This is a genomic window from Flagellimonas taeanensis (assembly GCF_003584105.1).
Taxonomy (GTDB): Bacteria; Bacteroidota; Bacteroidia; order Flavobacteriales; family Flavobacteriaceae; genus Flagellimonas; species Flagellimonas taeanensis.
This window is the reverse complement of sequence record NZ_QXFO01000008.1, coordinates 12,862-37,483: the sequence shown is the minus strand read 5'-3', so window position 1 is coordinate 37,483 and position 24,622 is coordinate 12,862. Positions and strand designations below refer to the sequence as shown.

The following is a 24,622-nucleotide window of genomic DNA, read 5'->3' as shown; positions in this document are numbered from 1 at the left end:
GATTATTCTTTGAGAAAAATTGATTCATATGGCAAAATAAGGATAACGGTAAGCACATTGTTGGCATTGTTGTTTTTGGGCTTGCTTGTTTTTGGCAAAGGGTTTACCAAAACGCCGGTATCTTCAGGTATTTATTTGTATGATGTGGCCCTTGTTGCAATATGTGCTCTGGCTTTATTGAAAGTTAGGAGAAAATACCAATTGGCGCATATGCTGTTTCCCTTGGTGTTATCTTTGGGCTACTTGGTTATTTCAATTATAAAACAATATGGCTCCGAATATTTGCCTCTCACCATAAGGCAATATGCCATTTTTATTTATATATGGATTGCCTATTTTTTGGCAAATTATTTTTTCCGCTCTCGCGGGTCCGTGGAAAGGGCCACAAGATTTATAGTTCTATTTTCCAAATCATCAATTGTTATTCAAGTAATATTCTTATTATTTGTTTTTTTTACGGGCTATACCAACAATGAAGTTATTTTGGGCCACAATTATGTCTCCCCAATAGCTATTTTAGGAACCATTACCTTTGGAGCCTATGCATTGGTCTATATGGACAGTAAGCTGAAAAGTGCATTTTTAATGCTTATTGCCTTCCTAATAAGCTTTAGTTTTGGCCATGCCTCCGCCTTTTTGGCTTTGTTGGTTGTATTGCTATATTTTCTGTTCCTAAAGATCAGCACCAAACAACGCATAATAGGACTTGCCCTTATAACATTGTCCTCAATAATACTTTTTGTTTTCCCTCAATTTAGGGATGTAAACGTATCATGGCGATTGGAATATTGGGGACATGTACTTAACAATGTTATCGTTTCCAATTACGGGATATTTGGCAATGGATTTGGGGTACCTTATTCCACTTTGGAATTTGGCACGGCAATATATAATGAATACGGCTCAAATGTGCTTGTGAATGATTACAACCCGCTCTCTAGGTGGTTGGTCGCTCCTCATAATTCCTTTCTAACCTTGGCCTTCCATATTGGAATGGTCCCCTTTTTGTTTCTATTCTACCCTATTCGGAAGATAGTGCCCCTGTCTTTTCAGGACAGAGAAAAAACAAAAGAACTGAAATTTTTGATGATATCCATTCTCGGACTAATGGTTTGGGCCTCTTTTAATGTAATCTTGGAGTTGCCCCATTCCTCCCTATATTTTTGGCTGGTATTTTTTACACTTTCATTTAGTCTAAAGTTTAACAAGCCTGGAACACAATGACAAAAATTCTATTTGCCGTTCAACTCCCCCCCCCTATTCATGGTGCCTCCATGGTAAACAAAACGATTTATGAAAACGCCAAGGTCAACAACCAATATGAATTGGATCTGTTGGAAATCCAGCTTGCCAAAAGCATGCAGGACATGGGGAGCTTTTCTTTTGGCAAAATTGCCAATGCAGGTATGATTGTCCTCAAGCTTGTTCGAAAATTGATTCTGAATAAGTATGATCTGGTATATTTAACTCTATCCCCATTAGGTTTCGCATTCTATAAAGACGTTATACTGATAACCATATTAAAATTGTTTAACCAAAAAATTCTTTTCCACTTGCACGGAAAGGGAATAAGGGATGAATTGAATTCTTCCTTTAAAAGGAAAATGTACCGGTATGTTTTTAAGAACGCCGAAATCATTCATTTGGCCAAATCCCTAACCATGGACATAAAACCGGTTTATTCCAAAGAACCCCATATTTTGGCAAACGGGATTCCAAAAATTAGCATGGACTCACAAAGGAAAGGCCGCCACAAAGTGAGGTTTGTATATCTTTCCAATTTAATGAAGGACAAGGGTATTTTATTGTTTGTAGAAGCTATAACAAAGCTTAAAGGGTATTCGGACCAGTTTGAGGTCTATATCATAGGGCCATCGGCAGATGTCAAATTGGAGGATATCAAGGACCATCTTATAAAAAATGAAATAAACAATGTCCGGGTCATTGGGCCCGCTTATGGCCCTGATAAGCACAACTTTTTGTTTAAATCTGATGTGTTCGTGCTTCCTACCTTTTATAAGAATGAGTGCTTCCCAATCACCATATTGGAGGCATTCCAAGCGGGGCTGGCCGTTATTTCTTCCAACAATGGGGCAATTCCCGACATGGTCGAAAACGGGGTCAATGGTTTTTTGGTGAGCACAGAGTCTCCAGAGGAATTGGCAGACAAAATGTTATATTTAATAAATAACAGAGAGGTGTTGGAGAAGATGAGATCAAACAACAAACAAGAATATAAAAACAAGTATACAGAGGAAATATTCATAGATAATTTCTTGAAGATTCTCGATGAAGTTTTAAATAAAAAAAATGTCAATAGTACGATTTAATCAGCTTAGGTACGACAAGGTTGTTGAGATTGAGCAGATCGAAGTGGAGAGCACAAACAGGCCCGACGTAACCCATAAATATAGGAAAGCTCTTTTTTTTTTGATTAGGGAAGGGCTTGTGAGGACCTTGGACAAAATACGATCAAAAAAGGACAAGGAATTCAGCACTTCAAATTATTTGACAAAAATAGTGGTCAGCCATCAAGGAGAAAACCTTGTCAATTATAGTACACAAACCTCTAGGGAAAAGGACCATTTTGTGGTGGACAACCGTTTTTATAAGTATGATGGGGAAATTTTTGGGGAGACTTTACATTATAACCAGTACTGTAGGGCAGAAACTGCAGGGCGGACATACTACGAACTCGCTGTTGAAGAAAGCACGACTGCACCGGTAAAGGAGGACAAAGGAGTGTTTGTCTATGGCCTAGGAGACTACTCAAGGGTTTACATAGCACCAAATCTATCCAAATCAGCAAAGATGTTCTGTGTGGATTATAGTTATCAACTGGCAAAGAACTATGCTGAAAAGTTTGGCTATAAAAATTTTGGGCTTGTACCCAAAGACAGCTATCCGTATTTAGAAAACACGGTATATCCCTTGGCCATTATTGCGACCTACCATTCAGACCACACCAGAATCGCAAAAGAGATTTTCAAAAAAAATGAGGACACAATAATATTTATTGAAAAGCCCCCCTGCGTTACCATAACGGACATTGACGATTTGATTGGGCTATATAATTCTGGCGCAAAGCTGGAAATAGGGTATAACAGAAGGTATATTCCAATATGTAGGACGATCAGGAAAAGAATATTCCAACACCAAAAGGTGATAACCATTTCTGTCAAGGAAATACTTATCAGCAAAAACCATTGGTATTTTTGGGAGAACCAGGGAACAAGAATTACAGGTAATTTGACGCATTGGATAGATTTATCGAACTATTGGATTAAAGGCCATCCAATCGAGATCAACTTGCTCGACAGCAACTCAGAAGATGAAACATTATCTGCGTCAATTCTTTATTCCGAAGGATCCTTGGTCAATTTAACCGTATCGGACAAAGGAAATTCTTTAAGAGGGGTTCAAGAGTTTATAGAGATCAGGACCAAGGATGAGACCTATTTTATCAAAGATTTTGTATCAGTAACAACATATCACAAAACAGGAAAGAAAAGCATTTCCAAAAAGCGTATTAGGAACAAGGGGCATGATAAAATGTATATAGACCTGTTGAGCACGTATAAAAATAGAGCAAGGGCCTTTTATGAAAAAGAAGATATGATAAAAACAGGATTGACGACCTTTTTCATGTCAAAAATGTATAGGGAAAATATTCGTAATTTGAACATAGCAAGGGATATGGATGTTTATTTGAAGAAATAGGCTCATAGGCCATTAAACCGACAAAAGATGTTGTTACGGAGAATAAATGCCGAAAGATTGGGTACATGGAATGTTCTTTTGATAAGTGCATTGTTGCCGTCTCCATATTATCATTTTGCATTGTTTCTTTTTATCTGCCATTTTCTATTATGGCTTAAGAACAAGTACTATCTCCATTTTAACAAACAAACATTATTTCTATCATTGCCCATTCTTGTTTATTTTCTCTTATTTGTCATAAGCCTTTTATATACTGATGATAGGTTAAATGGATTAAAGGAAATCGAGCAACATTTAACATTTTTGTTGGTTCCTGTATTGTTGACACATAGGGTTTCTTTGGATATGGCAATCAAGATTCGGAAAACTTTTTTGTTTTCCACAATTGCCTTTGTCCTATTGGCAAATATGCTTGGTCTTTACGATATTGTTCTGAACAATGCCAATACTGTTTTTTTTGAAAAAAGCCCGTACCATAGAATGATCAGTTACGGGTTAACGAGCCCTTTTAAAAATTGGCATCCAACATATGTGGTGATCTCGTTAGTGATCTCAACAATCTTTATTCTGGGCAAAAAACTTGTTTTCCCAATAATGCTATCAAGTTTTTTGTTGATTTTCATTGGAATCAATATAGTTTTATTGAACTCGATAATGGGAGTTTTTATTTTTTTATCCTTGATTCTTTATTTTTCTTTGTTGGACAGAAACTATAAAATTCTTCTTTTTTTGACCATTCCAATATTGATTGTTTTGTTTAGTAAAAACAGTAAGGAAAAGCTGGACAAAGTGTTGAGCATGGAGGTTCAAGTCACGGACAGAGATCATAAAAACAGTCTGAACCTAAGACTGGCGAAATGGAAAACATGCCTTGATGTGTTCAAAGAGAATGTATTTTTTGGAACTTCTCCAGGGGACAATAGAAAAGATATTATGAATAAATTCATCCATAATAAATTTTTGTTCTGTGCCGAAAATAAATTTGGGCCCCATAATCAATATCTTTATGTGCTAACTGCCTTTGGGCTTTTGGGAATCACACCTTTTTTTGCCGCCCTCTTTTTCCCCTTGTACTGGAAATATGAAACTGATTTCATGTTATTTACTGCTATTTTCGCACTTTTTTTTATCTCAGAAGATGTATTGGAACGAGAACAGGGGATATTTCTCTGGACCTTTTTTTACACCTTCCATTTAAATACAAATCGCGCAAAAATCAAGAATTGAAAAGGAAATACTATTACCTATGAAGAGTTTTGGGATTTCTGGGAATTTAAGTGTAATGATTGGAAAGATGTTTTGGGCATCAATCCTTTTGATTTCATGTGAGAGATCCCCCAAGGCTATAGGTACGGACGAATTGGTAAAAAATCGAAAATTCAATTATTGGGATGAATATTGGAAACCTCAGAACTGGAATGTATTGAACACAAACAATACAGACCGATATGTGGTTCCTTATGACACAATTGTTGGGGTAAATTGCGCAGCCATTTTTAACAATAAAAAGGAACCAAGGTATATTTCACAAAAGGTACCCGTAAAAGGCAAACAATACTATAAAATAACAGCTGATTTAAAAATGGACTTGGACAAGGTTCCTGGAGGTTTATTTGTCTCTGACCCGGCAAATGAAAAAATCATATCAAAGTATCAGGCCGTGTACAACAGAAAGAAAAAGAAGATCCAATTGCTGTTTTGGAATGAGGGATTGGATAGCATAGAATTAAGGCTTGGATTTATAAAGGAAGGCAATGGTGGGAACCTAAAAGTTTGTTCGATAAGATTGGAAGAGTATAAAATAGCTAGTACCTTTGTTTCCCAAAGTGCCAATGAACTAACAAAAAAACTGGACTTGAATTTTTCCAATTTGTTTGAGTTTGATAGGTCAATTTATAAATTGGCCAGATTTGTGAACAGCTCAGTTTTGGAGGGTCATGGAAAGAATGATTTAAACAGGAATTATCTAATCAGCATTTTAAAGAAAAACCACCTGAATGATTATGGCGTCTTTGATGTTATACCTAAGGACATTGACGTATACGATTTGAAATCATCACTGTTGTTAAAGGAAATCCTAACAATGTTCAACATTTATGGAACCGAGGTGAACTTTTATAAAGACGGTAAAAGAAAACACACATTATTAGAATATTTTAATCCATATGATACAAATACATATCGTTTTATAGATATGTATTTTAGTTTAAAAGCTCAGGTCGCTGAAAGAAATCCGCATTCTATCATAGAAAATGCGAGATTATGTGATTTAAATGGAAAATTCAGCTCCAAAGAATTCCTTGAAAAAAGAATTCATAATACGTCCATGAGTTCCAATGAAAACCAATTTTTGACATTCCAATTTTAGATTAATGAAACAGGTTATACAAAACTTTAAAACCGGAGATTTATATATAGATGAGGTTCCAGTTCCTGCAATTACCGATAGAATGGTTTTGGTTGAGAACAAGTTTTCGCTTATAAGTTCTGGTACGGAGAGAGGAACCGTAAAAGTGGCGAAAGCCAATCTAATTGGCAAAGCCAAGCAAAGACCTGATTTGGTGGCACAGGTTCTCCAAAACATGAAGAAGGAAGGAATAAAGGCAACATTGGACAAGGTTCGAACAAAGCTGGATTCGTTGAAAGCCCTTGGATATAGTACGTCCGGCGTCATAAAAGCTTCCCTTGACAGCAATAGTATTTTCAAACCCGGAGATCGGGTGGCCTGTGCAGGGCAGGATTATGCATCACATTCAGAATTTGTGGGGGTGCCACAGAATTTGGTCGCCAAAATCCCAGACAATGTAAGCTTTGAAGAAGCCAGTTATACCACACTTGGCGCAATTGCCTTGCAGGGGGTTCGACAAGCGGAACCAAGACTGGGGGATAAGGTTTGTGTTATCGGTTTAGGACTTTTAGGCCAGATTACCGTTCAACTTTTGAAGGCGAATGGTTGTAGGGTCTTTGGTGTGGATTTATCTCCCAAGTTGGTTGAAATATCAAAAGGAAGCGGTGCTGATGAAGCTCTTTTGAGAGGTGACGAAAACTTACTGACCGCCACGGACAACTTTACCAATGGACACGGATTTGACAGTGTAATAATAACAGCAGCAACTTCATCAAATGATCCCATAGAACTTTCCGCAATCATAAGTCGAAAAAAAGGAAAGGTAATCGTGGTCGGAGCTGTTAAAATGGATATTCCAAGAGACCCGGATTTTTACAGAAAGGAATTGGAACTGAAAATGTCGTGTTCTTACGGACCGGGAAGGTATGATGTGAACTATGAGGAAAACGGCAATGACTATCCCCTTGCTTATGTCCGATATACGGAGCAAAGAAATATGGAGGCCTTTCTGGATTTGGTGTCCCAAGGAGTAATTCGCTTAAATGATTTAACTACCCATGTTTTTGATATTTCAGAAGCGGAAAAGGCATACGAAATTGTTATGGGAACCAACCCAGAACCACATATTGGAATTTTATTGTCCTATCCGGATTCTTCTGAAGGAAAAGATTCTACCAGTGTGCCATTGTCAAGAAACAAACCGTTGGGAGCATTGAATGTTGGGTTTATTGGAGCGGGAAGTTTTGCCCAAAGTTACTTGATACCACATGTTAAATCCTGGGGAGAAGCATCTTTGGATACGGTAGTAACTACTAAGGGGATTTCCGCTAAAAACGTTGCCTCAAAGTTTTTGTTCAACAACGCATCTACCTCTTCTGCAGATGTTTTGAACAATGATGGCATAAATACGGTCTTCATAGCCACCCCGCATAATTCGCATGCCAAATATGTGGTTGAATGTTTAGAAGCGGGAAAAAATGTATTTGTCGAAAAACCTTTGGCAATGAACACCGAGGAACTCATAAAAGTAAAAAGCGCCTATGAAACAAATCAAGGCCTTTTGATGGTTGGTTTCAATAGAAGGTTTTCCCCTTTGGCGAGCAGAATAAAAGCTGAGTTTGAGAACAATGGAGAACCCAAGGTAATCAATATAAGGATCAATGCAGGGTTCATACCAAAGGAACACTGGACTCAGAATCCTGAGCTGGGAGGAGGTAGGGTCATAGGGGAGATGTGTCACTTTATTGACCTTTTCCAGTTTTTTGTCGATGCAAAACCGGTTAAGGTCTATGCAGAATGCATAAAGACCAATAATACACAGATTACACCAGAGGACAATATTTCTGTTGTGGTTTCTTTTGGTGATGGCTCTATAGGAAATTTACTGTACTTGGGCAACGGGGATAAATCAATGCCCAAAGAGCTGGTCGAAGTGTTTTCGGGTGGAAAGATTGGTAGAATTTTTGATTTTAGAAATGGCTCCATTCACAAGAACAACAAAGAAATTAAATTAAAGGAATCAGGTAAGGGACATAGACAAGAGGTCATGGCTTTTTTGGCCTCGTTGAAAGACAATGGTAAAGAGCCAATACCATTTGAGTCTATTTATAATACCACTCTGGTTACCTTTAAGATCCTCGATTCCTTGGTAACCGGGTTGCCCCAAACCATAAATTGATATTTTTCCTACATGGATATGGTCACTGAATCGTTTAATGGATTAAAAGAGTATTGCGAGGCTGAAAATTACATGGGGTGGGACCCATATGATGGATTGAATAGCTGGGTAATCCAACGGACCTTTTTGGGGAAATCAAGTTATTTCAGACTTGCCTGGATCCAACTTTTTAAGCGAAGTCCTTTTAATTTCAGGAAAATTTTTGGCGTAAAAAAAGGATATAATCCCAAAGGGATCGGCCTATTTGTGATTGCATATTGCAACATGGCCAAACTATACCCCGATAAGAAAGAATTCCGTGACAAGGTGGAATTTTTAGCTGACAAATTGGTCGAACTGAGATCAAATGGTTATTCAGGAGCTTGTTGGGGATATAATTTTGATTGGCAAGCGAGAGCTTTTTACCAACCTAAAGGGACACCTACAGTAGTCGCGACAAGTTTTGTGGTTGAATCATTATTTATGGCCTTTGACTTAATTGGAAAACTGGAATACAAAGATGTTGCACTAAGTAGCGCAAAGTTTGTTCTTAAAGACCTAAATAGGACATATGACGAAAGTAACAACTACACCCTCTCCTATTCTGCATTGGACAACACTCAAGTTTTTAACGCTGGCTTATTGGGAGCCAAGCTTCTTGCGCTATGTTACAGGTACGGAGGCAAGGAGGAAAATATAAAGGAGGCCAAGAGAATATGCGCTTATGTCTGTAATAAACAAAATGATGATGGGTCCTGGGCATATAGTACGCTCCCGTACCATCAATGGGTAGATAGTTTTCACACGGGTTTCAATCTGGAATGCCTCTATGCATATACCAAAATATCAGGTGACAATACTTTTCAGGAGAACATTGATAAGGGGCTTAAATACTATTTGGACAATTTTTTTATGGCAGATGGAAGGGCCAAATATTATAACAATAAGGTTTATCCCATAGACATTCATTCCCCCGCGCAACTAACCGTAACACTTTGCAAAATGAACCTTGCCTATGAAAACATTGAACTTGTTGACCGGGTTCTAAAGTGGACCATTGACAATATGCAGGACGGCGAAGGGTTTTTTTATTATCAGAAAAAGAAAAATATAAGCTCAAAAATCCCTTATATGAGATGGGCACAATCTTGGATGCTCTATGCAATGAGTTTTTATATCAAAAATCAAGGAAATAATGTCTAGAGTAAAAATCCTTCAAACATCCATAGATAATTTGGATATGTCTGAAACTTTAAGCAGAATTTCCAAAACTATTTCAAACAACGAACAGATTCACCATGTAGTGGTCAATGCAGGTAAGATTGTTGCAATGCAATCTGATAAAGAACTTAGAACAAGTGTAAACAGTGCCGATTTGATTAACGCAGATGGTCAGGCAGTTGTATGGGCATCAAGAATATTGGGGAAACCAATTAAGGAGCGTGTTGCAGGGATAGATTTAATGCAGAGACTTGTTGAGTTGGCCCATGTGAAGGGATATAAAATTTTCTTTTTTGGAGCTAAGGAAGAGATAGTCAAGGATGTTGTGAAAAAATATTCCAACCAATATTCTAAAGATATTATAGCAGGGTATAGGAACGGTTATTTTGAAAAAGGTGAGGAAGAGTTAATCGCTTCACAAATTCATAAAAGTGGTGCACACATTCTTTTTGTTGCTATTAGTTCTCCGATGAAAGAAATTTTTTTATACGAAAACAGGCATGTTTTATCCAATGTGAACTTCATAATGGGTGTCGGGGGAAGTTTTGACGTTGTGGCGGGAAAAGTTAAAAGAGCACCATTATTGATGCAACGGTCAGGATTGGAATGGTTTTACAGACTCATACAGGAACCAGGAAGAATGTGGAAAAGATATTTGATTGGAAACACCAAGTTTATTTTTTTGGTCTTAAAAGAGCGATTCAAATTTTGATACCTTTGAAACTTCGTGACGGCACAACCATTTTCAAATGTTTTTCAAACAACATAGATATTCAAACATCATCACACCCATTTCATATGTAATTGATTTGGCCGTTCTAAATGTGTTCCTATATCTATTGCCTATCAACTTCCAAACACCTTTATTGATTCATGCATATATTACGATAGTATGGATTGTAATTTCGATAAAGAATGAATTTTACACCATATATAGGTTTTCCAAGGTGACCTATATTGTGAGGTTGATTTTTGTTCAGTTTGCTTTTTTCTTTTTGACCCTATATGCCTTTATCGGCTTTTTTAAGCAGCCCGTCATAAGTAGATTGGCTCTGGGGGAATATTTCATTTTTGTCCTTGCCATAATTTCAATAATGAAATTGCTTAGCTATTTCCTGTTGATGGAATACAGGGAAAGGGTCAAGGGCAATTTGAGGAACGTCGTCATTATTGGCAAAAACAAGAAGACCGATCAGTTGCGAATGGTTTTCACCGAAAGAAGGGAATATGGTTATAATTTTCTAAAACAGTTTTCACCCAAATCAGTGGGGTTTCAAATACAGTACTGCTTCGATTATATTCTTGAAAACAACATTGATGAAATCTACTGCTCGGTCTCAGAGTTGAAGAACGAGGAAATCTCACAATTCATCAACTTTGCGGACAACAACCTAAAGACCCTCAAGTTTATACCGGACAACAAAAACATCTTTTCCAAAAAACTCAAGTTTGAATATTACGATTACATCCCTGTCCTTTCGCTACGGGATATCCCATTGGACGATTCCATAAACGCTTTTTTGAAAAGGACCTTTGACATTGTCTTTTCCCTGATTGTGATATTGGGAATCCTCTCGTGGTTGACCCCTTTGTTGGCCCTTTTGATTACTTTGGAATCCAAAGGCCCGGTTTTTTTCAGACAGACCAGGAACGGAATAGACAATAGGGAGTTTTACTGTTACAAGTTCCGATCTATGGCCCCTAACAACAATGCCGATGACATACAGGCCACAAAGAATGACATGCGGATCACGAAAATCGGGAAGTTCATCAGAAAAACCAGTATTGACGAACTCCCCCAGTTTTACAATGTATTGTTCGGAACCATGTCGGTTGTAGGGCCAAGGCCCCATATGGTAAAGCACACTAACGAATATGCGACCAGTGTGGACAAATACATGGTCCGGCATTTTGTGAAACCAGGGATCACGGGATTGGCACAGGTAAGGGGGTACAGAGGTGAGATTGAAACCGAAAATGACATTCAGAACCGTATCAAGTTTGATATCTTTTACATCGAAAACTGGTCCATGTTCCTCGATATAAAGATTATCGTACAAACCGTGCTCAACGCGATCAAAGGCGAAGCAAAAGCGTATTAAGCCATTATGAAAAAAACACTCATCACCGGAGCAGCAGGATTTTTGGGATCGCACCTTTGTGACCGGTTCATTGCCGAAGGCCACCATGTCATCGGGATGGACAACCTTATCACGGGCGACCTCAGAAACATAGAGCACCTGTTCCACTTGGACCGGTTCGATTTTTACCACCACGACGTGTCCAAGTTTGTGCACGTGCCCGGTAAAATCGACTATATCCTCCACTTTGCCTCACCCGCAAGCCCCATCGATTACTTAAAAATTCCCATTGAAACCCTCAAGGTAGGTTCTTTGGGCACGCTGAACCTTTTGGGGCTGGCAAGGGACCATAAAGCAAGGATTTTGGTGGCTTCCACCTCCGAGGTGTACGGTGATCCCTTGGTACATCCACAGAACGAGGACTATTACGGCAACGTGAGTCCGATCGGACCCAGAGGAGTGTATGATGAGGCCAAACGCTTTATGGAGTCCATCACCATGGCCTACCACAGGCACCATGGACTGGATACCCGCATTGTTCGGATTTTCAACACCTACGGTTCCCGCATGCGGTTGAACGACGGGCGTGTGGTACCCGCCTTCATGGGTCAGGCCTTACGAGGCGAAGATCTGACGGTTTTTGGCGACGGCTCCCAGACCCGATCCTTCACCTATATCGATGATCAGATTGAAGGAATCTATCGCTTGTTGATGAGCGATTATGTGGAACCCATCAACATAGGCAACCCGGATGAGACCACCATCCTCGAATTTGCTGAGGAGATTATCAAACTTACAGGGACGGACCAAAAAATTGTCTTCAAGCCTTTACCGCAGGATGACCCCCTGCAACGACAGCCCGACATCACACGTGCCAAGGAAATTTTGGGATGGGAACCCAAGGTACACCGCTCCGAAGGGCTCAAAAAAGTATATGATTACTTTAAATCCCTTCCACACGACCAACTATGGGAAGCACACAGGGACTTTTTGCCCTAAAGGCAAGTCAATCGGGTCATTCGAAGTTCGGGTTCTCGATACAATTTTTCTTTCGAAAAATCCTCGACCTGTCAAAATTAAATCTAGAACCACAACAGGCATGAGTTTTTCATTCGCTTAAAACATCAACTATATAGGGGATAAATTCGTGCTGATTCGTGCAATTCGTGTCAAATGCTTTCCCAAATATTTTTGAAATTCTCCCTGAAAAATCACTTTGGGCCTCAATTCAAATTGAATTGGGTTATTTTTGCCAAAACATCGATTCATGAACATTCTGGTCCTGGGATCTGGCGGAAGAGAACACGCCTTGGCCCTTAAAATCTCACAAAGCCCCAAAACAGCAAACCTTTTTGTAGCCCCAGGTAATGCAGGCACATCCGAAATCGCCACCAATGTTGAGGTGGGGGTGAATGATTTTGCCGCCATAAAAGAGCTCGTGCTCAAAGAGCAAATCGATTTGGTGGTAGTGGGACCGGAAGACCCCTTGGTGAATGGAGTACATGATTTTTTCCTGAACGACTCAGCAATAAAGGATGTTCCCGTGATCGGACCCCAAAAAGCAGCGGCGGCCCTCGAGGGGAGCAAGGAGTTTGCAAAGGAGTTTATGATGCGGCACCAAATCCCTACGGCTGCCTATGAAAGCTTCACGTCGGATTCGGTGGAAGCGGGCTATGCCTTTCTGGAAACACTGGAGCCACCCTATGTACTCAAAGCGGATGGATTGGCCGCGGGCAAGGGTGTGTTGATCCTTCAGGATTTGGACGAAGCGAAGGCTGAATTGAAGTCGATGCTGTTGGATTCCAAATTCGGTTCTGCCAGTGCCACAGTGGTGATTGAAGAGTTCTTGGACGGCATCGAATTGAGCTGTTTTGTGTTGACAGACGGTTCTAACTATAAGATTTTGCCCACCGCGAAGGACTACAAACGTATCGGTGAGGGTGACACCGGACTCAACACGGGCGGCATGGGAGCTATTTCCCCGGTTCCATTTGCCGATTCGGCTTTTATGGATATGGTGGAGGCCAGAATCGTAAAACCGACGGTAGAGGGCCTTAAAAAGGATAATTTGCCCTATGTGGGGTTCATCTTCATCGGCTTGATCAAAGTCAAGGGAGAGCCTAAAGTGATCGAATACAACGTCCGGATGGGCGATCCCGAGACCGAAGTGGTGATCCCAAGGCTGAAGAGCGACTTGGTAGAGATACTTTTGGCCATGGCCAACGGCTCATTGGACCAGGTGGACCTACAAATCGATGAAAGGGCAGCCACAACGGTAATGGCCGTTTCAGGCGGATATCCCGAAGCCTACGAAAAGGGAAAACAGATTACGGGGACCGAAAACGTGGAAGGCTCCATCGTGTTCCATGCAGGCACCAAGCTGTCCGATGGAAAAGTGGTCACCAACGGCGGACGCGTCATCGCGGTCACTTCCTTTGGAAAGGATTTTAAGGATGCGTTGCAAAAATCCTATCAAAACATGGAAAAGATCCATTTTGATGGGATGTACTTCAGAAAAGACCTAGGATTCGATCTATAGATAAGAGTGTGAGCTGATGCTCTTATCCTCCTCGTTGTTGTCGTTAAAAATCTTCAACTGTTTCATCCAATAGACCATGGCGATGAAGCCGATGATGGAAAAGATCCAGTTGATGGTGTTGGCACCCCACCAGCTGTGCATGAAACGGAAAAAATCCAAAGGGGCAAAAAGGTAGTTTACAAATAAGTCCTCAATACCATAAAAAAACTTGCTCATCTTGGCTATATTTACGCTACAAAAGTAGCAAAAGAAAGGATGATTTCAAGTTTTTTCGGAAAAACAAAGCCCATAAACTACATTGTCCTTGCCATCTTTTTGTTCCTTTTTTATTTCACCAATGTTTTTCTGGGGCTCGGCGAGCAAAAGATCAACGATGTAGTCCCCATCGAACTCTTGACCTTTGTGACATTGCTGTTGGGCATTTTCATCATCAACCAGATGGTGAGGACGGAAAAAATCACGGACTTCAACTCCTATACCATCCTCTTTTTTGTACTCTTGGTGACTGCCTTTTCGGAGAACCTGCAATTAAAAAATGCCATTTTCACTAACTTTTTTTTACTCTTGGCCCTTTGGCGGCTGTTGTCCATCAAATCCATAAGGAACGTAAAGCACAAGATTTTTGATGCATCACTTTTGATAGCTGTGGCGAGCCTTTTCTACGATTGGGCCCTCGTTTTTTTGCTCTTGGTCTTTGTGGTCATCAATTTGTATGATCGGAAAACGTTCAAGAATTGGCTGGTGCCCTTGGTGGGGGTGGCCACCATCTTTATCCTGACCTTCACCATTTTGAAGCTGAACGATTCCTTGGATTTTTTTCAGGAACACTATCAATTTTCACTTGGGATTTTCAGAACGGATTCCTTTTTTGAGGTATTGAATGTCAAGGCCCTGGTCTATATCCTTTTTGTTTTGGTGGTGGCCTTTGTGGTTTTCTTGAGGTTGCGGAACGTGGGAGGGGGCAAGCTACTGCAGCTCCGGGTCATTTTTTTGGCCTTTGTTCTGGGCGTGGTCATAACGCTCCTTACCCCGGCGGACGAATCACCCGTTCTGATCACCTTTTTCCCCGCATCCGTCTTTATGGCCAATTATTTTGAGGCGATGAAAAAACCCAAGCGCCGCGAGATCGTGCTGATTCTTTTCACCGTAGTGTCCCTGTTGCTTTTTGTGCTCCAGATCAACGATTAATCCATAAAGCAATATCTTTGCGCAAAATGATGCGCCATGTTCAGCGATTTTGCCTTTGGGATCTTCCAAAAAAGTATAGACACCTACCACATAAAGGACGACGTGTACCAAGAATTTACGAACCCTTATCCAAAGGATAAGATAGAGCACCTCTTGTATCGAAAAAACTGGATAGACACCGTGCAGTGGCATTATGAGGACATCATCCGTGACCCCGAGATCGACCCTGTGGATGCGCTGGACCTGAAACGCAAAATAGATGCCAGCAATCAGGACCGCACCGACCTCGTGGAATACATTGACAGCTACTTTCTGGGCAAATACCAATCGGTACAGCCCTTGGAAACAGCTACCATCAATACCGAAAGCCCCGCTTGGGCCATTGATAGGCTTTCCATTTTGGCCCTGAAGATCTATCACATGCAGGAAGAGGTGAACCGCAGCGATGCCTCACCGGAACACATCCAAAAATGTGCGGACAAACTGGCCGTGCTATTGGAACAGAAAAAGGACCTTTCCGCCGCCATTGACCAATTGTTGGACGATATTGAAATGGGCAACAAGTACATGAAGGTCTACAAACAGATGAAAATGTACAACGACGAGGAACTCAACCCAGTGCTCCGTGGACAAAAAGGGTAACATCACCCGGATTTTGTTGATTCGCTTATCGGCCATGGGCGATGTGGCCATGACGGTCCCGATCATCAATGGACTGACCCAAAAATACCCACACCTTCATATCACAGTGCTCACCAAAAAACCCTTCATGCCCATATTTGATGGTTTGGAAAGGGTCACCGTGCTGGAGGCCGATGTAAAAAAACGCCATAAGGGCTTGATGGGACTCTGGCGGCTCTACCAAGAATTGAAACCCTTGCAGTTCGATGCCGTGGCCGACCTTCACAATGTGCTACGCAGCAGGATACTCAAAAAATACTTCGCTTTTGAAAGAATCCCTTTTGTGCAGATAGACAAGGGAAGAAAGGAAAAAAAGGCACTGACCCGAAGTCGGAACAAAGTTTTCCAACCGTTGAGGACCACACACGAACGCTATGCCGATGTTTTGGCCCAATTGGGGTACCCCATCGACATCTCCGAAGCTAAACCCTTACCACGGTTACCATTATCGGAAAAAGTATTGCGTTTGGTGGCACAGGATACCAAAAAATGGGTCGGCGTGGCACCATTTGCGGCACATGAGGGCAAAATGTACCCTTTAGAGCTCATGGATAAGGTCATCTTGGAACTAAACAATACCAATAAGTGTAAAATATTGTTGTTCGGAGGAGGAACCAAGGAGGTCACTGTGTTGGAAAACGTGGCGGCCGCCCATGAAAACGCGCTCTGCATGGCAGGCAAGCTGACTCTCTCAGAGGAATTGGAGCTGATTTCCAACTTGGATATCATGTTGTCCATGGACAGTGGCAATGCCCATTTGGCGGCAAATTATGGCATTCCCGTGGTCACGATTTGGGGGGTCACACATCCTTTTGCAGGATTTTACCCTTTTGCCCAGCCCATGGAAAATGCACTGTTGGCTGACAGGGAAACCTATCCGCTGATTCCCACTTCGGTCTATGGAAACAAAATGCCCAAAGGTTACGAATCGGCCATGGAAACTATCCCTCCACAACGCATAGTGGACAAGCTGTTGACGATTTTGGAAGCTTAGGCCGCAACGTGGTGTGAAGCAATGGATTTAAAGTATTGCTTTAACTGTTGGATGTACTGGTACCTCAATTGCTTGTTGGAACTGTCCATTAATAAGGAGCGCATGCCCAGATAGGAAGCAATTACATAGGTAGCGACCCCTTCGCAGTCCACATGGCGGGCAATATGGCCGTCCAACTTCCCTTTTTTCAATAAAGACACCAAATTAACCTCCCAGACATTGAGGATTTCCTTGAGCTGTCCGCTGATCTCCTCGTTCCGCTTGTTGAATTCGGTCAAAAAATCGTTCAGCATGAACCCGTAGGCCATTTCGTTCTTCTTACCGGGGTCCAAGGCGTTCTCCAAACTCTCGATGATGACCGGCAAGGGGTTTTCGTTGGTATTAAGGGGCTCTATCAGCAGGGCATACACCTTTTGCACAATGAGATTCTGTACAATATTGATGAAATAGTCCTCCTTCGATCTGAAGTGATGGTAAAAAGCACCCTTGGAGAGGGAGAGTTCATTCAAAATATCGTCCAGACTGGTATTGTAATAGCCTTTTGCATGGAAGATCTCTAGGCCTTTTCCACAGAGGCGGTGCATGGTTTCTCTTCGTTTGAGGGTCATTTCCATAAGACTTGGGTTTGGACTGTTCGGTCTGTAGCAAAGATTCCACGGAAAGTGACCAACCCAAAGAATTAAGGACGTAGCGGTACGAAAAATCGGTAAAATGTTGGAAGATCGACCAACTACCGCCCAACTCCAGAATCAAACCGACTTGTGGGTCGGTTTAAGGAATGTTTTTTAGGACAAAAGGAAGCACAAACTGCCGTTACTCGAGAAGAAAACATCCGTCATAAGTAAGGCTGGGAAATTTTCAAAGCTGACGATTGTAAAGTAATAGGGCATCCTAACAAGATTAACCGATACGCAAAATTCCAAATGCTTTGTATATTGTTGGTTACGTCAAATATCTTAACTTACACTGTCCGTTTAGGATGATAAAAACCCAAGTCACATAAAAAACAAACTATGAAACGAACAAGCTTGCTATTTTCCGTGTTGATGGGAATTTCGCTGCTTTCCTGTTCCGATGATCCATCAACTGGAAACCCAGGGGAAGAAGTACCACGATTGAACATCACTTTTATAATGGATGTGGAGGCAGAACGTTTGGACAATCTGGGCAATCCAGCATCCGTTCCCGAAGGAAATGCTGCCCAAAGCCCCGATTTTAAGGTCCTGGGATTGCACTTTATTGGCTTATACCCTGATCAATTTACACCCTATGATGATGGAGTGACCATTACTTCCACTGCAACCACGGGAAGCGGGGGAGCACTCGCCATAGATTTTGATAGCGAGGTGTTTTTTAATGAAGAGATCAATACCCTAAGTGTGCCATTGAGTTATGTCAAAGCAGGCAGCTATGAATACTTTAGGGCTTCGGTTGGGTATCAGAAGTATGAAATTATATATAACCTAGAAGGAGCGGAGACCGAGATTCCCGATTGGCCCGCAGGGGTGGACGATAATATTGATGTGGACGGTATCGTTGCTTCCTTTTTGGGGTACAACACCTATATCGGGAGCTACGTTCTCGAAGACCAAACCGTTACGGTGAACGGGAATAAGGCCCAAGGGTATTTTGGATTGGAGACCAAAGGAAACATCCAAGGCTTTGCCTTTATCCAATTGACCCAAGGAGAAGCTATTCAAACCACAGTGCCCAATCCTATCAGCGATACCTCTCCGGTGCCTGAAGGTTCATGCGTGGTCACTGGACAATTTCCATCGGCCTTGGTGATACCCGCCAATGCAACCGAAGACATCAATATTGAAGTGGTCATATCCATCAACAACAGTTTTGAATGGGAGGACGGCAACGGCAATGGAAAATTCGAACCTTTATTGGGAGAAACCGTTGTGGACATGGGCACAAGGGGGGTATTTCCTTCCGTGGTGGACTAAGCCACCGTTCCCTGACAACTACTGCCCAACTCCAAAACAAATCGATTTCTGGGTTGGTCAAATGAAGGGTAGGGTTCGTTGAAGAACTATTCTATTAGTTCATTGTAAATCAATCAAATACATATTTTCCTTTGATTTTTTTCAAATTAAATTTGCGAAACTGAAGGGTTGCGCATAAATTAGCAACCAATTGGTTTCGTATTTAAATAATCAAGATGAGGAGAGACATTTTTCAGGCCATTGCAGACCCCACAAGACGTTCCATAATTACGTTGATCGCGGTACATGCCATGACGCCCAATGCCCTTGCGGAAAATTTTAATATCACCAGACAAGCGGTTTCCAAACACTTGCGCACCTTGTCCGAATGTGACCTGGTAAAGCAGGAACAGCAAGGCAGGGAAATTTATTACTCGCTTGAAATTGAAAAAATGAAGGAGGTGGATCTATGGCTGGAGCAGTTTAGAAAGATTTGGGAAGCCAAGTTCAATCAGCTTGACCAAGTATTGTTAACCATGAAAAAAGATAAAAATGAGCAATAAATTGAAATTTGATTTTACCGTGGACAAGGCAGCTAAAACGGTTTACATCACAAGGGAGTTCGACGCAGGACTGGATTTGGTCTGGGATGCCTTTACCAAGGCCGAATTGTTGGATCAATGGGTGGCACCGGCCCCGTTCAAGGCAAGGACCAAATACATGGATTTTGAAGTAGGAGGAAAAAGGTTTTATGCTATGGTAAGCCCGGAGGGGCATGAGGGTTGGATACTTCAAGAGTACAGGTCCATCACCCCAAAGACCAATTTCAAACTGTACAATGTCTTTGCGGACAAAGATGAAAATCCTGCTCCCACCGGCTCGGATTGGGATTATACCTTCAGTGAAGAAGAAGGGATCACCACGGTAAGCATCACCATATATAATGAATCATTGGAGCGGATGGAGAAAATGATTGAAATGGGCTTCATCGAAGGATATAAGGCGACCGTAAAGAATTTGGAGCAGCTATTGACTACGATGAAATAAAGAATACAGTGAAATCCATGTGTGTCAATTACATGAAGGCTTTTGGAATAAGACCTCTTGGGACAAACTAAGCCACCGTTCCCTGGCAACTACTGCCCGCGCCGGCCGTGCAGCCATAGCAGTGTTGGGAAATCACAATGTTTCGGTCCTTAAGAACGTCCTCATTATAGTCCTTGATGTGCTTCACCTTACTGGCGACCTTTAGGTCGAGCATCTGGTTAAAGTCACAATCGTACAGCCAGCCGTCCCAACTCACGGAGATGGTATTGGTGCACATCACGTTTTCCACCGCTGCAGGGTTATAGGCCTCCACTAGGGCATACATATAGTCCTCGTAATTGTCCGATGCGATGAGATAGTCCAAAAAACGGGAAATGGGCAGGTTGGTGATGGCAAAAAGGTTGTGGAACTCAATCCCGAAATCGGCTTTCAGTGCCTTTTTGAAATCCCGTTCCATGGCCGACTGGTCCGAAGGCAGAAATGCCCCCGAAGGATTGTAGACCAGATCCAAGCGCAGATTGCTGTCCGGCATTCCGTAACCCACCTCGTTCAGTTTTTGCAACGCCTGGATGGACTTGTCAAAGACCCCATCGCCCCGCTGCTTGTCGGTCTTACCCTTAGTGTAGTGTGGCATGGAGGAAACCACATGCACGTTGTGCTTTTTGAAGAACTCGGGCAGGTCGTGGTATTTTTTGTTCGCCAAGATGATGGTCAGGTTGGAGCGGACAATAAAATCCTGGATGCCCGCCTTGGAGGCCTCTTCCACGAACCACCGAAATTCGGGGTTCATTTCGGGCGCGCCGCCGGTGAGGTCCAAGGTGTGTGCCCCTGTATTTCGGATGACCTCCAAGCAGAGTTCCATGGTGTCCCGGGTCATGATCTCCTTCCGGTCGGGACCAGCATCCACGTGGCAGTGCTCACAGACCTGGTTGCACATATACCCCACATTGATCTGCAGAGTCTCCAATTTTTTTGGCTTCAGCGGAAATTGGCCCGTTTTGGCAATCTGGTCCTTGAAATAGGGGAGTTCCCCATCGGCAAAGAGCCCCCCGCTCAGGATATCCATCTGCCTGTGGGTGTCGGCGAGCTCATTATGGCGTGCCTTCAAGGATTTTTTTGCAGCGTTTTTTATGTCGGTCAATATGCTTTGTTCCATTTATCAAATTCTATGATTGTAGCAAAAGCTTTTGATACTGAGTATGTTTTGCTTTTGTCTGAATTCTAACATCTAATAGCGAAGCGGTCTTGTTTCTGAAAGCGAAGTGTATCCAAATCACATGGAAAGTTTGTTGTACTTGTTCATCATCATCACCCCATGCACCAAAGTGGCCCCACTTTCTATGGCTGCCCCGGCGTGTACGGCCTCCATCATCTCCTCCTTGGTGATACCCCTTTGCAATCCGTCCTTGGTATAGGCATCGATGCAATAGGGACATTTCACCACATGGGCCACGGCTAGGGCGATCAAGGATTTTTCACGGGCACTCAAGGCCCCTTCCTCAAAGACCTTACCGTAGTAGTCAAAGAATTTTGTTCCGAGCTCTTCGCTCCATTCCGTAATGTTCCCAAATTTTCGAAGATCGGCAGGGTCGTAATATGAATTGGCCATGTTTTCCTTTTTTAGCGGTTATACTATTGTTGATGAACCTAAACATACAACAATTATCACTATAGATTTTGGTCGAAACGATGCAACCCAGATTACAATTTTGATTACTGAAACCAAGATTTAACATTCAGACCGGCGGGTCGGTTTTGAAAATGAGGAGGTTATAAAAAGTCTGATGAGGCGAAGAAATTTTCGACAAGAGGGTCGAAAAAGGACCATAATGCACAAAAACAGACCGAAGGGTCGGTAAAAAGTTTTCCCAGAAAAAGGAAAGGGCAGCATTTGCCACCCTTTCCCTCCTAACCAAAAACCCAAAAAACTATTTTGCAGAAGGTAGCACAACAGTATCGATCACATGGATCACACCATTGGACTGGTTTACATCGGCAATGGTCACCGATGAGATATTTCCGGCACCGTCCTTTATTTTAATGGAGTTGCCATCCATCATAGCGGTAAGGCTATCCCCGTTTACGGTGGTAAGTTTGGCCATCCCCTTTCCTTTTTTGATCAAACGTTTCAAGTCTTTGGAACCGTACTTCCCTGCCACCACGTGATAGGTGAGCACACCTTGCAACATAGGTTTGTTCTCTGGCTTCAGTAGCATTTCCACTGTACCTTCAGGGAGTTTTCCAAAAGCATCATTGGTAGGGGCAAATACGGTAAAGGGCCCTTCGCCCTGTAGGGTTTCCACCAAATCCGCAGCTTTTACCGCTGTGACCAAAGTGGTGTGGTCCTTGGAGTTCACGGCATTGGAAACAATGTCCTTATTGGGGTACATAGGGGCTCCCCCGACCATTTTGGTCTGAGAGACTCCCGTTGCGGAGACCATAAATGCCATGAACGCGGATACAAGGGTGAATGTCTTAAAAGATTTCATATGATTTCATTTTTAGTTTATATCTACACTTACGGAGTTATGGGTAGGCGGGTTTGGAAATTTGGAAAGATTGATGGTTTTTTAATCCAAATACATCATTGGGATAACCCTATCTGAGGTGCAAAAGGTTAACTTTGTTGGTCATAAATTCGATAAACCAATATGCTTGAAGGGAAAACCATAGGTTTGGTCCTCTCCGGAGGTGGGGTCCGTGGCATGGCACATATTGGGCTCATCAAGGCCATGCGGGAGCACGGTATCGAGGCCGGAATGGTTGCTGGGACCAGTATCGGGGCACTGGTAGGGGCACTTTATGCCAATGGAAACTCAGTGGAGAGCATGCTCAACTTTTTTAGGGAGACCCCACTGTTCCAGTACAGTTTTTTTGCCATCAATAAACCGGGTTTTATCGACACGGAACGTTATATCAATATTTTCAAGGTCTTCTTTCCAGAGGATGATTTTGTGAAACTGAAAAAACCTTTGTTCGTAGTGGCCACGGACCTGTTGAGTGGATATGAGAGGGTCTTTCACGAAGGGGAACTGATCAGACCCCTATTGGCATCCGCGGCGCTCCCTCCAGTTTTTAGTCCGGTGGACATTGGGGGTATCCTCTATGCCGATGGAGGCATCATGAACAATTTTCCAAAGGAATATCTGGAGAACCGAATGGAGTTCATCATCGGGAGCAACGTCTCCATCACCGTGCCCGTACAGAAGAAAGACCTGAAGAATTCCCTACAATTGGCGGGTAGGGTAACCAGTTTGATGATCCACGCATCGAACAAGGAAAAACTGCACGAGTGCGACCTGTTCATTGAACCAGCGGAATTGGAAAAAATAGGCGTACTGGACAAAAAGGGAATCGAAAACGCCTACCGTATCGGGTATGAACACGGTAGCAGGGCCATAGAAAAACTTTTGTCAGAAGCCCGCTAGCCGCCATGCTCTGTTATTCAGTTATTGAAGTTTGATCCCGGGATTTCATCAATAGTAAAGTGCAATCGCGACAATTGGTGAAATTCGTGTCAGAATTGTGTATGTTTTTCTGCTTGATGTTTGGACTTGATACTTTCAACATCAGACATCATCATAATCCACCTTTAATGTAGCGGTCAACGGATGCGCCTGGCAGGTCAATATCAACCCTTCGGCAATCTCACCGTCCGTCAATATCTGATTTTTGGCCATTTCGGCCTTACCCTCCTTGACCCTTGCGATACAACTGCTACAAACCCCTCCCTGACAAGAATAGGGGGCATCTATATCTTCCTTGAGCACTACATCTAGCACCCGCTCTTTTCTGTCCATGATGAAGGAGAAGGTTTCATCATCCAGTACCACTTCCACCTTGGTCTTGCCCTCCAGCACTTCTGCAAGGGTATCCTCGCTGTCATCGCTTGTAAAGAGTTCAAAATGGATCTTTTCCTTAGCAATGCCATTGTCTTTTAAGGTGTCGGAGACCAAATGGATCATGTCTTCCGGTCCGCAGAGGTAAAAGCCATCAAATTGGGTTTTCTTGAACTTGTTTTTCAGTACAAAATTGACAGTGGACTTCTCTATGCGTCCAAAAAGGGCATCCTCCTCATGGGACCTACTGTATACATAGTGCACAAAAAACCTATTGGTATGTTTTTTTTTGAGTTCCTGTATTTCTTTGAAATACATGGTCTCTTCTGGTGACTGGTTGCCAAAGACGAGCACAAAGATGCTAGCGGGGTCGCTCTCCAATACGGTATGGGCGATGCTCATGATGGGGGTTATTCCACTTCCGGCAGCAAAAGCAGCTATGTTTTTGGGACCGTTCGGTTCAAAAATAAACCTTCCCTCGGGCAGCATCACTTCCAAGGTATCACCGGCCTTCAACTTTTCATTGGCATACACAGAGAATGTACCGCCTGGCATTTTTTTGATGCCCACGGTCAATGTGTGGGAAGAAGGAGGGGATGAAATGGAATAGGCCCTACGCAACTCCTGTCCGTCCACGGTATGTTTGATGGTGATGTATTGTCCGGCCTTGAAGGTATAGGCATCTTTCAGTTGTTCTGGAATTTCGAAAGTAAGGGCCACCGCGTTTGGGGTCAACCGATCCACCGAGGCCAATTTTAAAGCATGAAAATCGCTCATCTACAAAATTTTGGTGCAAAACTAAGCATTCAACCTCTTTTTGACCTTAAATTTTAGAAAAAGGATGGGTTTTGTAACAAATCTGATAATTTAGATACT

Annotated in this window: 24 protein-coding genes; 18 read left to right on the top strand and 6 right to left on the bottom strand. The window is 42.3% G+C overall.

The window, feature by feature from the left end:
• The first annotated feature begins 9 nt into the window (after positions 1-9).
• From D2V93_RS02450 to purD, 11 genes are all read left to right on the top strand, one after another.
• The gene (locus D2V93_RS02450; protein ID WP_119618254.1) at positions 10-1,224 is read left to right on the top strand and encodes a hypothetical protein; all 1,215 of its coding nucleotides are present in this window, start codon (positions 10-12) and stop codon (positions 1,222-1,224) included.
• 134 nt (positions 1,225-1,358) lie between these two features.
• The gene (locus D2V93_RS02445; RefSeq protein WP_182849922.1) at positions 1,359-2,330 is read left to right on the top strand and encodes a glycosyltransferase family 4 protein; all 972 of its coding nucleotides are present in this window, start codon (positions 1,359-1,361) and stop codon (positions 2,328-2,330) included.
• A 262-nt stretch (positions 2,331-2,592) separates the two neighbouring features.
• Positions 2,593-3,720, top strand: a complete 1,128-nt coding sequence (locus D2V93_RS02440; protein WP_147377346.1) for a Gfo/Idh/MocA family oxidoreductase — start codon at positions 2,593-2,595, stop codon at positions 3,718-3,720.
• A 27-nt stretch (positions 3,721-3,747) separates the two neighbouring features.
• Positions 3,748-4,947, top strand: a complete 1,200-nt coding sequence (locus D2V93_RS02435) for an O-antigen ligase family protein (RefSeq protein WP_119618251.1) — start codon at positions 3,748-3,750, stop codon at positions 4,945-4,947.
• 19 nt (positions 4,948-4,966) lie between these two features.
• The gene (locus tag D2V93_RS02430) at positions 4,967-6,088 is read left to right on the top strand and encodes a hypothetical protein (RefSeq protein WP_147377345.1); all 1,122 of its coding nucleotides are present in this window, start codon (positions 4,967-4,969) and stop codon (positions 6,086-6,088) included.
• A 4-nt stretch (positions 6,089-6,092) separates the two neighbouring features.
• Positions 6,093-8,246: a bi-domain-containing oxidoreductase gene (locus tag D2V93_RS02425; protein WP_119618249.1), complete on the top strand. Its 2,154-nt coding sequence runs from the start codon at positions 6,093-6,095 to the stop codon at positions 8,244-8,246.
• Positions 8,247-8,258: 12 nt separating this feature from the next.
• On the top strand, positions 8,259-9,428 hold the full coding sequence (locus D2V93_RS02420) for a prenyltransferase/squalene oxidase repeat-containing protein (RefSeq protein ID WP_119618248.1): 1,170 nt from the start codon (positions 8,259-8,261) through the stop codon (positions 9,426-9,428).
• Positions 9,421-10,158 (top strand): WecB/TagA/CpsF family glycosyltransferase, encoded by a 738-nt coding sequence (locus tag D2V93_RS02415; RefSeq protein WP_119618247.1) that lies wholly within the window; start codon positions 9,421-9,423, stop codon positions 10,156-10,158. The genes D2V93_RS02420 and D2V93_RS02415 overlap by 8 nt, the downstream gene beginning before the upstream one ends.
• Before the next feature lie 37 nt (positions 10,159-10,195).
• Complete coding sequence (locus D2V93_RS02410) at positions 10,196-11,548, top strand: undecaprenyl-phosphate glucose phosphotransferase (protein ID WP_119618246.1); 1,353 nt, start codon at positions 10,196-10,198, stop codon at positions 11,546-11,548.
• A gap of 6 nt (positions 11,549-11,554) precedes the next feature.
• On the top strand, positions 11,555-12,526 hold the full coding sequence (locus tag D2V93_RS02405; protein WP_119618245.1) for a UDP-glucuronic acid decarboxylase family protein: 972 nt from the start codon (positions 11,555-11,557) through the stop codon (positions 12,524-12,526).
• Positions 12,527-12,794: 268 nt separating this feature from the next.
• The gene (gene purD / locus D2V93_RS02400; RefSeq protein WP_119618244.1) at positions 12,795-14,066 is read left to right on the top strand and encodes a phosphoribosylamine--glycine ligase; all 1,272 of its coding nucleotides are present in this window, start codon (positions 12,795-12,797) and stop codon (positions 14,064-14,066) included.
• On the opposite strand, the gene D2V93_RS02395 is transcribed toward purD, so the two are convergent.
• Entirely contained in the window at positions 14,061-14,282 is a 222-nt protein-coding gene (locus tag D2V93_RS02395; protein WP_072876580.1) for a DUF6341 family protein, read from the bottom strand. The two genes, purD and D2V93_RS02395, sit on opposite strands and share 6 nt — an antisense overlap.
• A gap of 39 nt (positions 14,283-14,321) precedes the next feature.
• Between D2V93_RS02395 and D2V93_RS02390 the strand changes: the two genes are divergently transcribed.
• Genes D2V93_RS02390 through D2V93_RS02380 form a run of 3 tightly spaced genes read left to right on the top strand, consistent with a single transcriptional unit; the run spans position 14,322 to position 16,929 of the window.
• A complete protein-coding gene (locus D2V93_RS02390; protein ID WP_072876582.1) occupies positions 14,322-15,254 on the top strand; it encodes a DUF6427 family protein in 933 nt (310 codons plus the stop codon).
• A gap of 36 nt (positions 15,255-15,290) precedes the next feature.
• Complete coding sequence (locus tag D2V93_RS02385) at positions 15,291-15,896, top strand: DUF4254 domain-containing protein (protein WP_119618243.1); 606 nt, start codon at positions 15,291-15,293, stop codon at positions 15,894-15,896.
• Positions 15,880-16,929, top strand: coding sequence for a glycosyltransferase family 9 protein (locus D2V93_RS02380; protein WP_119618242.1), 1,050 nt, complete (start codon positions 15,880-15,882; stop codon positions 16,927-16,929). The genes D2V93_RS02385 and D2V93_RS02380 overlap by 17 nt, the downstream gene beginning before the upstream one ends.
• On the opposite strand, the gene D2V93_RS02375 is transcribed toward D2V93_RS02380, so the two are convergent.
• The gene (locus D2V93_RS02375; RefSeq protein ID WP_119618241.1) at positions 16,926-17,543 is read right to left on the bottom strand and encodes a TetR/AcrR family transcriptional regulator; all 618 of its coding nucleotides are present in this window, start codon (positions 17,541-17,543) and stop codon (positions 16,926-16,928) included. The genes D2V93_RS02380 and D2V93_RS02375 overlap by 4 nt on opposite strands.
• 399 nt (positions 17,544-17,942) lie before the next feature.
• Here D2V93_RS02375 and D2V93_RS02370 point away from each other — a divergent pair, with 399 nt between their 5' ends.
• From D2V93_RS02370 to D2V93_RS02360, 3 genes are all read left to right on the top strand, one after another.
• Positions 17,943-18,881: a hypothetical protein gene (locus D2V93_RS02370; RefSeq protein WP_147377344.1), complete on the top strand. Its 939-nt coding sequence runs from the start codon at positions 17,943-17,945 to the stop codon at positions 18,879-18,881.
• A gap of 215 nt (positions 18,882-19,096) precedes the next feature.
• On the top strand, positions 19,097-19,423 hold the full coding sequence (locus D2V93_RS02365) for an ArsR/SmtB family transcription factor (protein ID WP_119618239.1): 327 nt from the start codon (positions 19,097-19,099) through the stop codon (positions 19,421-19,423).
• The gene (locus D2V93_RS02360; protein WP_119618238.1) at positions 19,413-19,907 is read left to right on the top strand and encodes an SRPBCC family protein; all 495 of its coding nucleotides are present in this window, start codon (positions 19,413-19,415) and stop codon (positions 19,905-19,907) included. Before D2V93_RS02365 ends, D2V93_RS02360 begins: the two co-directional genes overlap by 11 nt.
• 67 nt (positions 19,908-19,974) lie before the next feature.
• Here D2V93_RS02360 and arsS read toward each other — a convergent pair whose 3' ends face one another.
• From arsS to D2V93_RS02345, 3 genes are all read right to left on the bottom strand, one after another.
• The gene (gene arsS / locus D2V93_RS02355) at positions 19,975-21,063 is read right to left on the bottom strand and encodes an arsenosugar biosynthesis radical SAM (seleno)protein ArsS (RefSeq protein WP_119618237.1); all 1,089 of its coding nucleotides are present in this window, start codon (positions 21,061-21,063) and stop codon (positions 19,975-19,977) included.
• 117 nt (positions 21,064-21,180) lie between these two features.
• Positions 21,181-21,516 (bottom strand): arsenosugar biosynthesis-associated peroxidase-like protein, encoded by a 336-nt coding sequence (locus tag D2V93_RS02350; protein ID WP_072876596.1) that lies wholly within the window; start codon positions 21,514-21,516, stop codon positions 21,181-21,183.
• Between the two features lie 319 nt (positions 21,517-21,835).
• Positions 21,836-22,396, bottom strand: a complete 561-nt coding sequence (locus tag D2V93_RS02345) for a fasciclin domain-containing protein (RefSeq protein WP_119618236.1) — start codon at positions 22,394-22,396, stop codon at positions 21,836-21,838.
• Between the two features lie 162 nt (positions 22,397-22,558).
• Here D2V93_RS02345 and D2V93_RS02340 point away from each other — a divergent pair, with 162 nt between their 5' ends.
• Positions 22,559-23,335, top strand: a complete 777-nt coding sequence (locus D2V93_RS02340; RefSeq protein ID WP_119618235.1) for a patatin-like phospholipase family protein — start codon at positions 22,559-22,561, stop codon at positions 23,333-23,335.
• A 141-nt stretch (positions 23,336-23,476) separates the two neighbouring features.
• Here the strand turns inward: D2V93_RS02340 and D2V93_RS02335 are convergent, their stop codons facing one another.
• Positions 23,477-24,523, bottom strand: coding sequence for a ferredoxin--NADP reductase (locus D2V93_RS02335; protein ID WP_119618234.1), 1,047 nt, complete (start codon positions 24,521-24,523; stop codon positions 23,477-23,479).
• Positions 24,524-24,622 lie beyond the last annotated feature (99 nt).